Source organism: Mycobacterium sp. SMC-14, assembly GCF_046250075.1.
Taxonomy (GTDB): Bacteria; Actinomycetota; Actinomycetes; order Mycobacteriales; family Mycobacteriaceae; genus Mycobacterium.
Genome location: NZ_CP176429.1, coordinates 2,180,255 through 2,197,761 on the forward strand (window position 1 = coordinate 2,180,255; position 17,507 = coordinate 2,197,761).

Genomic DNA, 17,507 nt, shown 5'->3' on the forward strand with positions numbered 1-17,507 from the left:
GCTTTACAGACCGTTCATCTAGCGCGGTCATAATTCGAGGAAGAACGGGCGAAGTGCGTTTCGCCATCGCCATCAGATTGCAATCTGCACTGCGGGCAGTCCTAGCGCGACACAGCTAGCATGCGCAGTGGAGAAACTTGTGACCAGGCAGGGGTAGATGACGACCTATATGGGACCGGCACCGCGCCGTAATTCGGCAGTGCTGCCAATGCTGTGGGTGGGGGCTGGGGCGCGCCGTGGCTGACGAACAGCGGGGACCCGGTTACGGCCTTGGGCTGTCGACGCGTACCCAGATGACCGGGTACCAATTCCTGGCGCGACGGACCGCGATGGCGTTGACCCGCTGGCAGGTTCGGATGGAAGTAGAGCCCGGCCGGCGCCAGTCGCTGGCCGTGGTGGCCTCGGTGTCGGCGGGTGCCGTCGTCTGCCTCGGTGCGCTGCTGTGGTCGTTTTTGAGTCCGTCGGGCCAGATGAACGAATCGCCCATCATTGCCGACCGTGATTCCGGCGCCCTGTATGTGCGGGTCGGCGACACCATATATCCGGCACTGAATTTGGCCTCGGCTCGACTGATCGCCGGCCGGGCCGACAACCCGCACAAGGTGCGCTCCACTCAGATCGCCGAGCAGCCGCACGGCCCGCTCGTCGGAATTCCCGGTGCGCCGTCGGACATCCTGCCTACGACGCCCTCCACCTCTTCGTGGCTGATCTGCGACACCGTCGCCAACGTTCAGGGCGTCGGTGCGCCGTCGCCGGTGACCGTGACGGTGATCGACGGCGCCCCGGAGCTCAACTCCCGCCGCCGGGTGCTGGACGGGCCCGACGCGGTGGTGCTGCGCTACGGCAATGACTCCTGGGTGGTTCGCCAGGGCCGCCGCTCGCGCATCGACGCGGCCGACCGGGCGGTGCTGCTGCCGCTGGGACTGACCCCCGAGCAGGTCGACCACGCCCGCCCGATGAGCCAGGCGCTGTTCGACGCGTTGCCGGTGGGTCCGGAACTGGCCGTGCCGTTCGTTCCGGATGCCGGTCACCCGCCGGCCTTCCCGAATGCCCCCGGCCCGGTGGGAATGGTGTTCACCACACCGCAGTTGGCTGGGCCGCAACAGTATTCGGTTGTCCTGATGAACGGCGTGCAAACGGTGTCGCCGGTGGTGGCCCGCATTCTGCAGAACGCCGGGGCCACCGGAGGCGGTGCGCCCGCAGTGGTGACGCCGCAGGATCTGGCGAAGATGCCGGTGGTCACCGGACTGGACCTGTCGGCTTACCCCGAGGGGCCGCTACAGGTCGTCGACATCAAGGAGAACCCCTCCACGTGCTGGTGGTGGGAGCGGTCCACCGGGGACAGCCGGGCCCGGGTGCAGGTGGTGTCGGGCCCCACGATTCCGGTGTCGCAGAAGCAGATGAACCGGGTGGTGTCGCTGGTGAAGACCAACGACACCAACGTGCCGGAGGCCGATCGGGTCTACTTCGGTTCGGGCTACGGAAACTTCGTCGCGGTGACCGGCAACGACCCGGATGCCTCCACACGGGAATCGTTGTGGTGGATCTCCGCTTCGGGCGTGCGATTCGGGATCCCCGGCGACGACGAGCGCAAGGCGCTGGGCCTGGTCGGCGAACCGGCACTGGCGCCGTCGGTGGCGCTGCGCCTGCTGGCGCACGGCCCGACCCTGTCTCGCCAGGATGCGCTGGTACGTCACGACACCCTGCCAACCGATATGAGCCCAGCAGAATTGGCGGTGCCCAAGTGAAACGTGGATACGCCCGGCCGACGCCGGAACGCGCGCCGGTGGTCAAACCGGAGAACATCGTATTGCCGACGCCGTTGAGCGTCCCGCCGCCGGAAGGCAAGCCGTGGTGGCTGGTGGTGGTCGGCGTGCTCGTGGTCGGCCTGCTCGTGGGCATGGTCGCGATGACCGTGGCCAGCGGTTCCCGGATGTTCCTGGGCGCCGGCTCGATCTTCCCGATCTTCATGATCGGCGGCGTCGCGATGATGATGTTCGGCGGCCGCTTCGGCGGCGGCGCCCAGCAGCTGAGCCGGCCCAAGCTCGACGCGATGCGCGCCCAGTTCATGCTCATGCTGGACCGGCTGCGCGAGTCGGCGGCGGAGTCCGCGGACAGCATGGACGCCAACTACCGGTGGTACCACCCGGCGCCGTCCACCCTGGCCGCCTCGGTCGGGTCGTCGCGCATGTGGGAGCGCCAGCCCAACGGCAAGGACCTCAACTTCGGCCTGGCCCGAGTCGGGGTGGGGATGACCCGGCCGGAGGTCACCTGGGGCGAGCCGCAGAACATGCCCACCGACATCGAGCTGGAACCGGTGACCGGCAAGGCGCTGCAGGAGTTCGGGCGCTACCAGAGCGTGGTCTACAACCTGCCGAAGATGATCTCGCTGCTGGTCGAGCCCTGGTACTCGCTGGTCGGTGACCGCGAGCAGGTGCTCGGGCTGATGCGCGCGATCATCTGCCAGCTGGCCTTCTCGCACGGGCCCGACCATCTGCGCATGGTCGTGGTGACTTCGGATGTGGCGCAGTGGGACTGGGTGAAGTGGATGCCGCACTTCGGCGACCCGCGCCGCCAGGACGCCGCGGGCAACGCCCGGATGGTCTACGGCTCGGTGCAGGACTTCGCCACCGAACACGCCGAACTGTTCTCCGGGCGTGGATCGTTCATGCCGCGCCACGCCAGCTCGTCGGCGGAGACCCCGACGCCGCACCACCTGATCATCGTCGACGGCCTGGACCCGCAGTGGGAGTACGTCAACACCACCGAGGGCATCGACGGTGTGACGTTCTTCGACCTGACCGGCGCCCCGGAGTGGCGGGGCGTTTCGCAGCGGGTGCTGCGCCTCGACGACAAGGGCATCATCAACGCCCTGCCGCGTGACCGCGACACCTGGATGGTGATCGACGACAACGAGTGGTTCTTCGCCCTCGCCGACCAGGTCAGCCCGACCGACGCAGAACAGTTCGGGCAGCGGTTGGCGCATTGGCGTCTCGCGGCGGCTTACGAGGAGATCGGCCAGAAGGTGACGCACCACATCGGTGCGCGCGACATCATGGCCTACTACGGGATCGACGACGCCGGGCGGATCGACTTCGAAGAGCTGTGGGCGAGCCGGCGCGACGGGGGCACTCGGGGCCGGCTGCGGATTCCGTTCGGAACCCGTTCCGACAACGGCGAACTGCTGTTCTTGGACATGAAGTCCCTCGACGAGGGTGGCGACGGGCCGCACGGCGTCATGTCCGGCACCACCGGTTCGGGTAAGTCGACCCTGGTGCGCACGGTGATCGAGTCGCTGCTGCTGGCTCACCCGCCGGACGAGCTGCAGTTCGTGCTGGCCGACCTCAAGGGTGGATCGGCGGTCAAGCCGTTCGCCGGGGTGCCGCACGTATCGCGGATCATCACCGACCTGGAAGACGACCAGGCCCTCATGGAGCGCTTCCTGGAGGCCATGTGGGGTGAGATCGCCCGGCGAAAGACCATGTGCGACAACGCCGGTGTAGACGGCGCCAAGGAGTACAACGAGATCCGGTCCCGGATGCGGGCGCGCGGGGACGACAGCCTGCCGCCGCTGCCGATGCTGGTCGTCGTCATCGACGAGTTCTATGAGTGGTTCCGCATCATGCCCACCGCGGTGGAGGTGTTGGACTCGATCGGCCGGCAGGGTCGCGCCTACTGGGTGCACCTGATGATGGCCTCGCAGACCATCGAGAGCCGCGCCGAGAAGCTGATGGAGAACATGGGCTATCGGCTGGTGCTCAAGGCGCAGACCGCCGGTGCCGCGCAGGCAGCCGGTGTGCCCAACGCGGTGAACCTGCCGGCCAAGGCCGGTCTCGGCTACTTCCGCAAGAGCGGCGAAGAGGTCATCCGTTTCCAGGCCGAGTTCCTGTGGCGCGACTACCACCGGGGCGGAATGCTCGACGACGACCAGATGCCGTTGACGCATGCCGTCGACTACATCCGTCCGCAGCTGTTCACCACCGAGTTCACCCCGCTCGAGGTCAGCGTCAGCACGCCCGAGATCGAGGCGCCCGAAGAGATCCCGGCGATCGACACCAAACCCGCGCCAGCGGCCAGTGAGCCCGCCGAGGAAGAGGACTTCATCCGGACGCCCAAGGTCGGCACGGTCATCATCGACCAGCTGCGCCAGATCGACTTCGAGCCCTACCGGCTGTGGCAGCCGCCGCTGGACACCCCGGTGACCGTGGAGGACCTGGTCAACCGCTACCTGGGTCACCCGTGGCAGCAGGACTACGGCACCCGCCGCGACCTGGTGTTCCCGATCGGGGTCATCGACCGGCCCTTCAAGCACGATCAGCCGCCGTGGACGGTGGACACCTCCGGCCCGGGCGCCAATGTGCTGATCCTGGGCGCCGGTGGTTCGGGTAAGACGACCGCGCTGCAGACGCTGATCTGTTCGGCGGCGCTGACCCACACCCCCGAGCAGGTCCAGTTCTACTGCCTGGCCTACAGCGGCACCTCGCTGACCACGGTCGCCGGACTGCCGCACGTGGGCAGCGTCTGTGGTCCGACCGACCCCGACGGAGTGCGCCGTACGGTGGCCGAACTGCTGGCGCTGGTGCGAACCCGCAAGCGCAGCTTCCTGGAGAACGACGTTGCGTCGATGGACGTCTTCCGCCGGCGGAAGTTCGAGGGTGCGCCGGGCACGGTGCCCAACGACGGTTTCGGCGACGTCTACCTGGTGGTCGACAACTACCGGGCGCTCTCGGAGGACAACGAGGTGCTCGTCGAGCAGGTCAACCAGATCATCAACCAGGGGCCCTCGTTCGGGGTGCACGTGATCGTGACCGCCGACCGCGAATCGGAGCTGCGCCCGCCGGTGCGAAGCGGTTTCGGGTCCCGGGTCGAGCTGCGTCTGGCCGCGGTCGAGGACGCCAAGCTGGTGCGCTCCCGGTTCGCCAAGGATGTCCCGGTGAAGCCGGGGCGCGGCATGGTCGCGGTCAACTACGTACGCCTCGACAGCGACCCCCAGTCCGGTCTGCACACCCTGATCGCCCGGCCTGCGATGGCCGACACCGGCGGCAAGGTGTTCGAGTCCGACAGCGTCGCGGCGGCGGTGAGCCAGCTGGCGGTGGGTCGGGTGCGCCCGGTGCGGCGTCTGCCGGCGCGGTTCGGGCTGGAAGAGGTGCGTGCGGTCGCGGCCAACGACCGCCGCGAAGGAGTGGGAGCGGGCGGTATCGCCTGGGCGATCTCCGAACTCGACCTGCAGCCGGTCTACCTGAACTTCGCCGAAAACGGCCACCTGATGGTGACCGGGCGTCGCGAATGCGGTCGCACCACCACGCTGGCCACCATCATGAGCGAGATCGAGCGGCTCTACGCGCCCGGATCCAGCAGCGCGCCCGCGCCCAGCCCGGACGGTCGGCCGTCGGCGCAGGTGTGGCTGATCGACCCACGTCGTCAGCTGCTGACCACGCTGGGTTCGGACTACGTGGAGAAGTTCGCCTACAACATGGATGGCGCCGTGGCGCTGGTCAACGAGTTGGCCACCACGCTGGCAAACCGTGAGCCTCCGCCGGGACTGTCGGCCGAAGAGCTGCTGTCGCGGACGTGGTGGAGTGGGCCGGAGATCTTCTTGATCATCGACGACATCCAGCAGTTCCCGCCCGGCTTCGACTCGCCGTTCCAGAAGGCTGCGCCCTGGGTCACGCGCTCGGCAGACGTCGGTCTGCACGTGATCGCCACCCGCACCTTCGGTGGCTGGTCGTCGGCGGGTGCCGACCCGCTGCTCCGGGCCCTGCACCAGGCCAACGCGCCACTGTTGGTGATGGACGCCGACCCGGACGAAGGCTTCATCCGCGGCAAGATGAAGGGCGGCCCGCTGCCTCGCGGTCGTGGCCTGCTGATGGCCGAGGACACCGGCGTGTTCGTTCAGGTCGCCGCCACCGAGCTGCGGCGGGCGCCGGCGCAAGAGCGCGCCGCCACCCCCGCCGGCTGACCGGACTCCAGCAACCACTGTGACGCCTACAACAGCTTCACAGTGGTTGCTGGCGCTGTCACAGCCCGACATGGGACTGCGAATTAATCGCGGCAGGATTTTAATCAGGGCGTCGTGACGGCAGGTTTCACAGCAGTGCGTGGTCACCGACGGCGCTGGAAATAGCAGCGCTGTGTTTTTCCAGTTTGGAGCCATTTCAAGGACCCAACGGCCTGGTCGCCGCTGCCGGATTGTTACCCCAGATGAACACTTGTTATCGGCAGGTGAACACTCGGCGTTGTGGCTACTCCCGGGCACTTTGAGCCCTTACGATCGACAGCGGAGAGATTGCTGACCGCGATCGATGAGGAGGGACTCGAATGTCGTTTGTGAATGCGCAGCCAGAAGCGTTGTCAGCTGCCGCTGCGAATCTCAGCGGTATCGGTTCGGCGTTGAACGCGCAGAACGCCGCCGCTGCCGCCCCGACCACCGGCGTGGTCCCGGCCGCTGCTGACGAGGTCTCGGCATTGACCGCGGCGCAGTTCGCTGCGCACGCGACGATGTACCAGCAGGTCAGCGCGCAGGCTGCGGCGATCCACGAGATGTTCGTGGCCACTCTCAACAGCAGTGCGACCTCCTACGCCGCCACCGAGGCAGCCAACGCTGCCGCGGCGGGCTGATCGGAGCCAACCGCATTACCGGCTGCGGGCTGATGGAAGGGGAACCATTCATTCGTTCAAAGCCGGTCGTCGGTTACCGACGTAACTGGCGGCAATAACCCGTCAACTACGAAAACCAATCAGAAACAACGAACTTCAGACAAGGAGACACAGCAGTGGCAACACGTTTTATGACCGATCCGGACGCGATGCGTTCGATGGCGGGCCGTTTTGATGTGCACGCGCAGACGGTGGAGGACGAGGCTCGTCGGATGTGGGCGTCCTCGACGAACATCTCCGGTGCGGGCTGGGGTGGTCTGGCGGAGCGGACCTCGATGGACACCATGGGTCAGATGCAGACCGCGTTTCGCAACATCGTGACCATGCTGCACGGTGTGCGTGATGGGCTGATTCGGGACGCGAACCACTACGAGCAGCAGGAAGCTGCGTCGCAGCAGATCCTGTCGGGCAGCTAGGCAGAGGGAGATACACGAACATGTCGATCAATTACCAGTTCGGTGATGTGGATGCCCACGGTGCGTTGATTCGTGCGCAGGCTGCTTCGTTGGAGGCTGAGCACCAGGCGATCGTGCACGATGTGCTGGCTGCCGGTGATTTCTGGGGTGGTGCTGGTTCGGTGGCGTGCCAGGAGTTTGTGGCGCAGTTGGGTCGCAACTTCGCGGTGATCTACGAGCAGGCCAACTCCCACGGTCAGAAGGTGCAGTCGGCCGGCAACAACATGGCCAACACCGACGCTTCGGTGGGCTCCAGCTGGGCCTGAGCGCCCCGCAATTTCGCAGCGCGGCAGCACACCCGATCCACGGGTGTGCTGTCGCGTGCTGCAATTGGCGGGTGGTGCCGAGCGGTCGCGCCCTCTCGCGTGATCCAATAGCCAAGTACATCGACCAACCCGCAAGAGGAGGGTAGTGATGGACCCGAGCACTCGCACCGACATCACCGTCAACGTCGAGGGTTTCTGGATGCTGCAGGCGCTGCTGGACATCCGCCATGTTGCACCCGAGTTGCGTTGTCGGCCTTATGTTTCCACTGACTCGAGCGACTGGTTGTCCGAGCATCCCGGTATGGCGGTGATGCGCGAGCAGGGCATCGTCGTCGACGACGAGGTCAACGAGACCGTCGCAGCACGAATGCGGGTGCTCGCGGCACCCGATCTTGAGGTGATCGCGCTGCTGTCGCTGGGCAAGCTGCGTTACGGCGTCATTGACGCCGAAGACCAGGAACCCGGCACCCGCGACATCCCCGACAACGAGTTCCGGGTGCTGTTGGCGCGGCGCGGTGAGCACTGGGTGTCGGCGGTACGCGTCGGCACCGACATCACCGTCGACGACGTCTCGGTGACCGACCCCGCCTCGATCGCCGCGCTGGTGATCGACGGTATGGAATCCATCCACCACGCCGACCCGGCCCAGATCACCGCGGTCAACGTGCCGATGGAGGAGATGCTGGAGGCCACCCAGAGCTGGCAGGATTCGGGTTTCAACATTTTCACCGGGGGCGACCTGCGCCGGATGGGAATCAGTGCCGCCACCGTCGCGGCGCTGGGACAGGCCTTGTCGGAGCCGGCGGCCGAAGCCGCGGTGTATGCGCGGCAATACCGCGATGACGCGAAGGGCCCGAGCGCTTCGGTGCTGTCGCTCAAAGACGGGTCAGGCGGACGGATTGCGCTGTATCAGCAGGCGCGCACCGCGGGCTCGGGCGAAGCGTGGCTGGCGATCTGCCCGGCCACTCCGCAGCTGGTTCAGGTGGGCGTCAAGACCGTCTTGGACACCCTGCCCTACGGCGCCTGGAAAACGCATCGGAGGGTCTGACGGACTGCTCGTTAGGTCTGGGCGCCGAATGCCAAGTGTCGCACCGGAAAACTGCGAGTAAACGCGGGTCGTGCGAATAACATGAAGTGCCTTTAGAATTGGACTGACTTTAAAAATGACAAATTGCAAGGCGGCACCTATGGGTTCTATGGGGTCAGTATTCGTCGGTCAGGTGATGCACTCATGACCGCGGCGATCGAGTCGGGACAGGCCGGCGGCGACCTTGCTCCGTCGGCACCCCGGGCCGTGGTGGTCGGGGTCATGGCGGGCGAGGGTGTCCAGATCGGGACGCTGCTCGACGCCGACGCCCCGGTATCGGTGATGCTGGACCCGCTGCTGAAGGTGATCAACGGTCGGCTTGCCGAACTCGAAGAACCCACCCTGCAAGCCGAGGGCCGTGGCCGCTGGGTGTTGTGCCTGGTCGACGGCACGGCGCTGCGGCCGAACCAGTCGCTGACCGAACAGGACGTCTACGACGGCGACCGGTTGTGGCTGCGCTTCATCGAGGACCGGGAGCGGCGCTCGCCGGTCATCGAGCACATCTCCACCGCGGTCTCGGTCAACCTGGCAAAGCGATTCGCCCCGGTCGACGCGGCAACGGCCGTGCGCGTCGGGGTCTCGACCCTGTCGCTGGGTGTGCTGCTGGCCACCGGACTCCTCGCGGGCTGGCGCGTCCAGCACGACAGCTGGCTGACGGCCGGCTTCAGCGCGGGCCTGGCCTTCCTGGTGCTGATTGCCGCCGCACTGATCCTGATGCAGGCGCGCAACGCGTCCGACCGGCGCGTCGGTGACATTCTCCTGGCCACCGGCCTGATCCCCCTGGTGGTGGCGGCCGCGGCGGCGGTGCCCGGCGAGGTGGGCGCCGCGCATGCCGCGCTGGGCTTCGGTGTCGCCGGCATTGCGGCATTGGCTGTCATCCGGCTCACCGGACGGCAATTGGCCACCTACTCGGCCGTCGCCACCATCAGCGTGGCCGTGATGTTCGCCTGCGTGCTGCGGATGCTGTTCCTGACCGGCGCGGTGACCCTCATGACCTGCGTGTATCTGGTCTGCGTGCTGGCTTACCAGTGGGCTCCGTCGCTGTCGCGGTGGCTGGCCGGGCTGCGGCTGCCGGTATTCCCGTCGGCCACCAGCCGCTGGGTGTTCGAGGCCCGCCCCGACCTGCCCACCACGGTGGTGACCACGCCCGGCGTCCCGCCGTCGCTGGAGGGGCCGGAGTCGGTTCGCGAAGTGGTGTTGCGCGCGGAACGGGCGCGTTCGTTCCTGACCGGTCTGCTGTCCGGGCTGGGCGTGCTGATTGCGGTGTGCATGACCGGACTGTGCGACCCCCACTCGGACCGGACGTGGCTGCCGCTGCTGCTGGCCGGCCTGACCGCGGGGTTCCTGGTGTTGCGGGGCCGTTCCTTCCGGGACCGCTTGCAGGCGGTCACGGTGACGCTGACCGGCCTGGTGATCGTCGCGGCCGTGGTCGTGCGCTTCGCGGTGGTGCTGTGGACGCCCACGGCTCTGGTGGTCGGAGTGGCGGTGCTGGTGCTGGTTCCGATGTTCGGGCTGCTCTCTGCGGTGATCGTGCCGAACACCATCTACAGCCCGCTGTTCCGCAAGTTCGTCGAGTGGATCGAATACCTGTGCCTCATGCCGTTGTTCCCGCTGGCACTGTGGTTGATGAATACCTATGAAGCGATCCGGTACCGGTAGGGGCGTGCGTCGGCTGCAGCGCACCGCGGCCGCCGGCGCCGCGATGATCATGGTGGCCAGCGGCTCGCTGGCCGGTATGCCACCGGCCGGCGCCATCGAGCCGCCCGGGATCGACCCTGCGGCGTTGCCGCCGGACGGTACGCCCGGACCGCCGCAGACCATGCGGCAGACCTCGTACTGCACCGAGGTCGGGGTGCTGCCGAACTCCGACTTCCGCGTGCAGCCGGCCTACATGGACATGCTCAACCTGCAGGAGGCCTGGAAATTCGGTCGCGGGGGAGGCGTCACCGTCGCCGTCATCGACACCGGCGTGAGCCCGCACCCGCGGCTGCCGAACCTGATCCCCGGCGGTGACTACGTGATGGCCGGCGGCGACGGATTGTCGGACTGCGATGCGCACGGGACCTTGGTGGCCTCGCTGATCGCCGCGATGCCGGACAACGGGGTGGCCCCGTTGCCACCGCCCCGTCAGACCCGTCGCCCGCCGTCGGTTCCCACCAACGAGCCGCCGCCACCGACACCGTCGCCGGCGACGACGATCCTGGTGATGCCGCCGCCACAAGCGCCGCCGCCACCGCCTGTCGAGGGCGAGGAACCGGCTCCGGGCCAGGGCCCGGCACCCGCCCCCGCACCAGCCCCCGCTCCCGCACCTGCTCCTGCCCCGGCACCTGGACCGGCGCCCGGACCGGCTCCGGGGCCCGGCGCGGCAGCGTCGTCGGCGCACGCCCCCCATGGCTCGGGCGCAGGTCCGGTGCGATCGGCCGGCTTCTCCGGGCAGGCCCGGACCGCGCCGGTCGACTTCCGCGCCCCGAGCGCACCGCCGCCGGGCGGGGGGCCGGACGCGTTCAGTGGTATCGCGCCCGATGTGCAGGTGATCGCGATCCGGCAGTACAGCGCGGCCTTCGGGCCCAAGGAACCGTTCGCGGACGGACGTGACCCGCAGCTGCGGGAGAAGACCGACGGCATCCGCACCATGGCCCGGGCGATCGTGCACGCCGCCAACATGGGTGCGCAGGTCATCAACATCTCCCAGGCCATCTGCATGAACGTGCGCACGCTCATCGACCAGGCCGATCTGGGTGCGGCGGTGCGCTACGCCGCGGTGGAGAAGAACGCGGTGATCGTTGCCGCCGCCGGTGACGCCAGTTGGCGGGACTGCAAGCAGAACCCCGTCTACAACGCGATGCGCCCCGATGATCCCCGCGACTGGAACGGCGTCAACACCGTGGTGACCCCGGCCTGGTACGACGAGTACGTGTTGACCGTCGGCGCGGTCGATTCGGCGGGTGCCCCGATGAGCAAGTCGAGTGTGGCCGGCCCATGGGTGTCGATCGCCGCTCCCGGTACCGACATCGAGGGGCTTTCGCCGCGCGATGACGGGCTGATGAACGCCGTCGATGGCCCGGAGAACTCGCTGCTGGTCCCGTCCGGCACCAGCTTCTCCACGGCGATCGTCTCCGGTGTGGTGGCCCTGGTGCGGGCCAAGTACCCGGAACTGTCGGCGCACCAGGTGATCAACCGGCTGATCCGCACCGCCCGGCCACCGGCGCGCGGAGTCGACAATGTGGTCGGCTACGGCATCGTCGATCCGGTCGCGGCGCTGACTTGGGATGTCCCCGACGTTCCGGCCCAGCCGCCGGAGCGGCTGTCGGCACCGCTGCAGGTGCCGCCGATGCCGCCCGAACGTGACATGACACCGGCCTGGGTCGCCGGAGCCGGGCTGTTGGCGGCGCTGGCGGCGGCCGGCGTGGCACTGGGAGTGGCAGCACTGCGACGATCGTCAAGGAACCGATGAAGGCACATCACGCACTGGGTCTGAACCTGTCTTGGATGCGGGTCACCGTGGTCTTTCTGATCGACGTGGGGATCCTGGTCCTCGCCGGTCGTTGGCCCGGTGACCCGAAGGCGGCTGACTACGTGTGGTGGTCGGGTGTCGCCGTCGCGGTGCTGGTCGCACTCCTTGCGCTGCTCACCTATCGGCGGGTGCCGATCAGCACGATGTGGGCGGCCTGGGTGGCCGATCAGTTCACCGACCCCGACGCGGCGCTGCAACACGGCCGTGGCGTGGCAATCGACCATCACCGGCGCTTCGGACGCGAGTCGGTCGGTGTCCGCGAGCACGAAGGCCGGCTGGTGACGGTCATCGCCGTGGGCGGGCGGGCCGCGTCGGTGACCGGCCGGCACGGCCGCGCCGCGGAGGCGACCCTGCCGGTGGAGCGCCTGGCCGCCGGGCTGCGCCAGTTCGACGTGCGGCTGGACAGCATCGATGTCGTGTCCGTCGGCACCCGCAAGGATCCCCGCGACGCCGACGACCCCGATGTCGAAGAGAACCCGTCGATGCCCGACCGCCGTCACACCTGGGTGGTGCTGCGGATGGACCCGCAGCACAACGTCAACGCGGTCGCCACGCGCGACTCGCTGGCCGCCACCTTGGCGGCCGCCACCGAGCGGTTGGCCGAGGAGATCGATAGCCGTCAGCTCAGCGCCCAGGTACTGCACGCCGACGAGTTCGACGCCGTCGACGAGGCGGTCCTGGCAGGCCTGGAGGCCACCCAGTTGCGGCACCGATTGTTCCGCGATCGGCCGGCCGGTCAGGTCACCAACTTCTGGGTCTCGCCGAACGACATCACCCCGGAGAATCTCGAACATCTCTGGTACCCCGAGAGCGAAGCAACGGTGGTCACTGTGCGTCTCTCCCGCGGTGGCGGCCGAACCACCGAGATCTCGGTGTTGGCGCGGTATCACACTGCCGACAAGCCCAGCCGAAACGTGCGGTCCGCGCTGAACCGCTTTGTGGGCCGGCGGCAGCTGGAAGCCGTCTGCGCCAGCCTGCCGGCGCCCACCGCCCATCGGCGGATGTCGGTGCCGGGGCGGGACTTGCAGGACGGTGAGCAGTTGCCGGTGTCGGTCGATGTGATCGAGGAGTACACACCCGCGGCGGCGGCTGGAGCGCGCGGGTGACCGGTCCGGCGACGACCGACGCGCGTAACGCGATGGTCGCGGGCATGCTGGCCTCCGGGATCTCGGTGAATGGACTGCAACCGAGTCACAACCCGCAGGTCGCGTTGCAGATGTTCACCACGGCCAGCTCCATCGACCCGAGCATGTGCGATGCCTGGCTGGCCCGGGTGCTGGCCGGTGACTCCGACATCGAGACGCTGGGGAACGCCTGGCGGACGGTTCGGACGTTCGGTTGGGAGACCCGGCGGCTGGGCCTGTCCGACTTGGAGTTCCGCCCGGAAGTCTCCGACGGCATGTTCCTGCGCCTGATGGTCACCAGCGTGGAGTCGCTGGCCGCCGCGTATGCCGCGGCTCTGGCCGAAGCCAAGCGCTACGACGAGGCGGCGAAGCTGCTCGACGGCATCGAGCCGCGGAATCCCTTCGAAACCGAATTGGTCAGCTACGTGCGGGGTCTGTTGTACTTCCGGACCGGACGCTGGCCGGACGTGCTCAAGCAGTTCCCCGCAGCGGCGCCCTGGCGCCAGCCCGAACTCAAGGCCGCGGCGGCGGCGATGGCCACCACTGCGCTGGCCTCGCTGGGGGTGTTCGAGGAAGCGACGCGGCGGGCTCAGGAGGCCATCGAGGGCGACCGCGTGCCCGGTGCCGCGAACGTCGCGCTCTACACCCAGGGCATGTGTCTGCGCCATCTGGGCCGTGAGGACGAGGCCGCTGAGCTACTGCGCCGGGTTTATTCGCGGGACTCCAAATTCACGCCCGCCCGCGAGGCACTGGACAATCCCGACTTTCGCCTGGTGCTGACCGACCCGGAGACCATCGAGGCCCGCACCGATCCGTGGGATCCCGACAGTGCTCCGACCCGTGAACAGGCCGAAGCCGATCGGCACGCCGAAGAGGCCGCCCGATACCTGGCCGAAGGCGACGCGGAGCTGGCCGCCATGCTCGGCATGGAGCAGGCCAAGCGGGAGATCAAGCTGATCAAGGCGACCACCAAGGTGAATCTGGCGCGCGCCAAGATGGGGCTGCCGGTTCCGGTGGCCTCGCGGCACACCCTGTTGCTCGGCCCGCCCGGCACCGGTAAGACCTCGGTGGCCCGGGCTTTCGCCAAACAGTTGTGCGGCCTGACCGTGTTGCGCAAACCGCTGGTAGTGGAGACCAACCGCTCCAAGCTGCTGGGCCGCTACATGGCCGATGCCGAGAAGAACACAGAGGAACTGCTCGAAGGCGCGCTCGGTGGTGCGGTGTTCTTCGACGAGATGCACACTCTGAATGAGCGGGGCTACAGCCAGGGCGACGCGTACGGCAACGCCATCATCAACACGCTGCTGCTCTACATGGAGAATCACCGCGACGAACTGGTGGTGTTCGGTGCCGGCTATGCCAATGCGATGGAGCGGATGCTGGAGGTCAACCAGGGCCTGCGGCGCCGCTTCTCGACGGTGATCGAGTTCTTCAGCTACACCCCGCCCGAACTGCTGGAACTGACCAAGATGATGGGCGCGGAGAACGAGGACGTGGTCAGCGACGAGGCTGTACAGGGACTGCTGCCGTCCTATGAGAAGTTCTACGCCGACGAGAACTATTCCGAGGACGGCGATCTGATCCGGGGCATCGACGTGCTGGGCAACGCCGGTTTCGTCCGCAATGTCGTGGAGAAGGCCCGCGACCACCGCAGTTTCCGTCTCGATGATTCCGAATTGGACGCGGTGCTCTCCGGCGATGTCACCGATTTCAGCGAGGAATGGCTGCACAAGTTCAAGGAATTGACCCGCGAGGATCTCGCCGAAGGGCTCAGCGCGGCGGTTGCCGAGAAGAAGCCGTCCTGAACTAACAGTCGCCCGACAGTCGATTCACAGGGTAAGGACCGCTTGTCTGGGTTGACGCTCACCGGTACCGATGCCACCATTGCGCAGGTAAGGGGCCGGTGCTTTTGCCCGGCTCAGTTGGTCTCTGTCGGTGTCAGGAGGTGAGGACGAGAGTTGTGTCCCGGCGATAATGCCCGCTCGGAATCGGCGACTGATTGGTCCCGATCCGACTCCGGCACCGTTTCTGTTATTTGAACCATGTTGCGTTGAGCACGCTCCGGTACGACGTCGTCACGGGGCCTCGGCTCGGCGCAGTCGGTGAGCGTCGGTCCTTCTGCGACCGGCATTCTTGGAGGAGAGTCCCATGACTTTTGTGAACACCCAGCCGGAGGCGCTGACGGCGGCTGCGGGCAATCTGGCCGCCATCGGTTCGGCGCTCAGTGCTCAGAACGCGGCGGCGGCAACGCCGACCACGGGTGTGGTGCCGGCCGCTGCTGATGAGGTGTCGGCGCTGACTGCTGCGCAGTTCGCCGCGCACGCCAGCATGTACCAGGCCATCAGCGCCCAGGCGGAGGCTATCCACCAAGCGTTCGTGGCCACCTTGAACACCAGTGCCAATACCTACGCAGCGACCGAGGCGGCCAACGCCGCGTCGGCCGGATAGTTCCAAATACCGTTACATTTCAACAACTTTCAAGAATCGAGGAAGCAAGCATGGCAACACGTTTTATGACTGATCCGGACGCGATGCGTTCGATGGCGGGCCGTTTTGATGTGCACGCGCAGACGGTGGAGGACGAGGCTCGTCGGATGTGGGCGTCCTCGACGAACATCTCCGGTGCGGGCTGGGGTGGTCTGGCGGAGCGGACCTCGATGGACACCATGGGTCAGATGCAGACCGCGTTTCGCAACATCGTGACCATGCTGCACGGTGTGCGTGATGGGCTGATTCGGGACGCGAACCACTACGAGCAGCAGGAAGCTGCTTCCCAGCAGATCCTGTCGAGCTAGAAGGAGAACCGCAGATGTCGATCAATTACCAGTTCGGTGATGTGGATGCCCATGGTGCGTTGATTCGTGCGCAGGCTGCTTCGTTGGAGGCTGAGCACCAGGCGATCGTGCACGATGTGTTGGCGGCCGGTGATTTTTGGGGTGGTGCTGGTTCGGTGGCGTGCCAGGAGTTTGTGGCGCAGTTGGGTCGCAACTTCGCGGTGATCTATGAGCAGGCCAACAGCCACGGTCAGAAGGTGCAGTCGGCCGGCAACAACATGGCCAACACCGACGCCTCCGTCGGCTCCAGCTGGGCCTGATCGGCCCAAACGCGCTGGGGCGCAAGTAGTTTTCACCAGCTGATCGGAAATCCGCCCGGTGGTCGATTGACCAAAGGGGACTGGCATGGATTTCGGGCTATTGCCGCCGGAGATCAACTCGGGCCGGATGTATTCCGGCCCGGGTTCCGGTCCCTTGTTGGCTGCTGCCGCTGCGTGGGATGCCCTGGCCGGGGAGTTGACGTCCACCGCGTCGTCATACAGCTCGGTGGTCTCAAGTCTCACCGGTGATGCCTGGTCCGGCCCGACGGCGGCATCGATGGCTGCGGCCGCGCAGCCCTACGCGGGCTGGATGGGCAGCACCTCCGCGCAAGCCCAGCAGACCGCCGTGCAAGCCCGGGTCGCCGCTGCTGCTTACGATGTCGCCTTCGGTGCGACAGTCCCGCCGCCGGTCATCGCGGCGAACCGTAGCCTGCTCCTGTCTCTGATCGCCACCAACATCCTGGGCCAGAACACCCCGGCTATCGCAGCCACCGAGCTGGAATACGCCGAGATGTGGGCGCAGGATGCGGGAGCCATGTACGGCTACGCCGGCGCGTCGGCCGGCGCCACCGCCCTGCCCCCGTTCGCCACACCGCCGCAGACCACCAACCCGGCCGGTCTGCAGGCCCAGTCCGCGGCAGCGACCCAGGCGGCCGCGGGAGCCGGAGCCGAGGCTCAGTCGTCGTTAGCCCAACTGATCTCGATGGTGCCCCAGGCGCTGCAGAGCATGGCGCTGTCGGGGTCGGCCCAGGCGGACCCGATCGCGATCCTTGATTTCCTGGCCGGCCCGCTGTCGCCGATCTCGCTGTTCGGTATCGGCGGCATCCCGTACCTGTTGGCGATTCAATGCGTACTGCTGCCGATGAACGGGGCGAATGTCGTCTCCTCGGTCAACCGGGCACTGGGACCCAAACCCTGGCTCGAGGGGCCGCAGGAGCTACCGGCAGGTGCGCTCGCGGGAACTCGATTGGTCGGCGCCCCGGTGGTGTCAGCCGCGTCGGGCAACGGCGGTTGGATCGGGCGGTTGGCGGTGCCGCAGGGCTGGCTAGCGCAGACCCCGACGGCGAAGGCGGTCGCCGCGGCATTTCCCGAAGCGGGCCCGGGAGCCGTTGCGGCGATTGCCGCGGAGGGCGAAAGCGGACTGGCCGGCGACCTGGCTCTAGGCGGTCTGGCCGGGCGGGCCATGAGTGTCACCGGGGCAGCCGCCGGACGCGGGGAAGGTGGGGCCACCGGACTGGCGGCGGCGAGCAAGCCCCGTAAGCCGAGTAAGGCGACCATCATCGTGATTCCCCCGTCAGCGGCGGACTGAC

14 protein-coding genes are annotated in these 17,507 nt (G+C 67.4%); all 14 read left to right on the forward strand.

The window, feature by feature from the left end; genetic code table 11:
* Positions 1 to 236 precede the first annotated feature (236 nt).
* The 14 genes from eccB to ACKY0W_RS10230 all read left to right on the forward strand — a co-directional run bounded on the left by eccB (position 237) and on the right by ACKY0W_RS10230 (position 17,506).
* Positions 237 to 1,748: a type VII secretion protein EccB gene (eccB, locus tag ACKY0W_RS10165; RefSeq protein WP_406757187.1), complete on the forward strand. Its 1,512-nt coding sequence runs from the start codon at positions 237 to 239 to the stop codon at positions 1,746 to 1,748.
* Positions 1,745 to 5,959, forward strand: coding sequence for a type VII secretion protein EccCa (eccCa, locus tag ACKY0W_RS10170; protein WP_409437441.1), 4,215 nt, complete (start codon positions 1,745 to 1,747; stop codon positions 5,957 to 5,959). Before eccB ends, eccCa begins: the two co-directional genes overlap by 4 nt.
* A gap of 359 nt (positions 5,960 to 6,318) precedes the next feature.
* Positions 6,319 to 6,618, forward strand: a complete 300-nt coding sequence (locus tag ACKY0W_RS10175; protein WP_046283697.1) for a PE family protein — start codon at positions 6,319 to 6,321, stop codon at positions 6,616 to 6,618.
* 155 nt (positions 6,619 to 6,773) lie between these two features.
* The gene (locus tag ACKY0W_RS10180) at positions 6,774 to 7,073 is read left to right on the forward strand and encodes a WXG100 family type VII secretion target (protein WP_406757185.1); all 300 of its coding nucleotides are present in this window, start codon (positions 6,774 to 6,776) and stop codon (positions 7,071 to 7,073) included.
* Positions 7,074 to 7,093: 20 nt separating this feature from the next.
* Positions 7,094 to 7,378, forward strand: coding sequence for a WXG100 family type VII secretion target (locus tag ACKY0W_RS10185; protein WP_047317298.1), 285 nt, complete (start codon positions 7,094 to 7,096; stop codon positions 7,376 to 7,378).
* A 148-nt stretch (positions 7,379 to 7,526) separates the two neighbouring features.
* A complete protein-coding gene (locus ACKY0W_RS10190) occupies positions 7,527 to 8,426 on the forward strand; it encodes an ESX secretion-associated protein EspG (RefSeq protein WP_406757184.1) in 900 nt (299 codons plus the stop codon).
* Positions 8,427 to 8,609: 183 nt separating this feature from the next.
* The gene (gene eccD, locus ACKY0W_RS10195) at positions 8,610 to 10,124 is read left to right on the forward strand and encodes a type VII secretion integral membrane protein EccD (RefSeq protein WP_409437442.1); all 1,515 of its coding nucleotides are present in this window, start codon (positions 8,610 to 8,612) and stop codon (positions 10,122 to 10,124) included.
* Entirely contained in the window at positions 10,102 to 11,919 is a 1,818-nt protein-coding gene (locus tag ACKY0W_RS10200) for a S8 family serine peptidase (RefSeq protein ID WP_409437443.1), read from the forward strand. The genes eccD and ACKY0W_RS10200 overlap by 23 nt, the downstream gene beginning before the upstream one ends.
* Positions 11,916 to 13,085, forward strand: a complete 1,170-nt coding sequence (gene eccE, locus ACKY0W_RS10205; RefSeq protein WP_409437444.1) for a type VII secretion protein EccE — start codon at positions 11,916 to 11,918, stop codon at positions 13,083 to 13,085. The genes ACKY0W_RS10200 and eccE overlap by 4 nt, the downstream gene beginning before the upstream one ends.
* A gap of 32 nt (positions 13,086 to 13,117) precedes the next feature.
* On the forward strand, positions 13,118 to 14,908 hold the full coding sequence (gene eccA, locus ACKY0W_RS10210) for a type VII secretion AAA-ATPase EccA (RefSeq protein ID WP_409437718.1): 1,791 nt from the start codon (positions 13,118 to 13,120) through the stop codon (positions 14,906 to 14,908).
* 343 nt (positions 14,909 to 15,251) lie between these two features.
* Positions 15,252 to 15,551: a PE family protein gene (locus tag ACKY0W_RS10215; RefSeq protein ID WP_046286641.1), complete on the forward strand. Its 300-nt coding sequence runs from the start codon at positions 15,252 to 15,254 to the stop codon at positions 15,549 to 15,551.
* A 50-nt stretch (positions 15,552 to 15,601) separates the two neighbouring features.
* On the forward strand, positions 15,602 to 15,898 hold the full coding sequence (locus tag ACKY0W_RS10220; RefSeq protein ID WP_406757180.1) for a WXG100 family type VII secretion target: 297 nt from the start codon (positions 15,602 to 15,604) through the stop codon (positions 15,896 to 15,898).
* Positions 15,899 to 15,912: 14 nt separating this feature from the next.
* On the forward strand, positions 15,913 to 16,197 hold the full coding sequence (locus ACKY0W_RS10225; RefSeq protein WP_047317298.1) for a WXG100 family type VII secretion target: 285 nt from the start codon (positions 15,913 to 15,915) through the stop codon (positions 16,195 to 16,197).
* 85 nt (positions 16,198 to 16,282) lie between these two features.
* A complete protein-coding gene (locus ACKY0W_RS10230; RefSeq protein WP_409437445.1) occupies positions 16,283 to 17,506 on the forward strand; it encodes a PPE family protein in 1,224 nt (407 codons plus the stop codon).
* Position 17,507 lies beyond the last annotated feature (1 nt).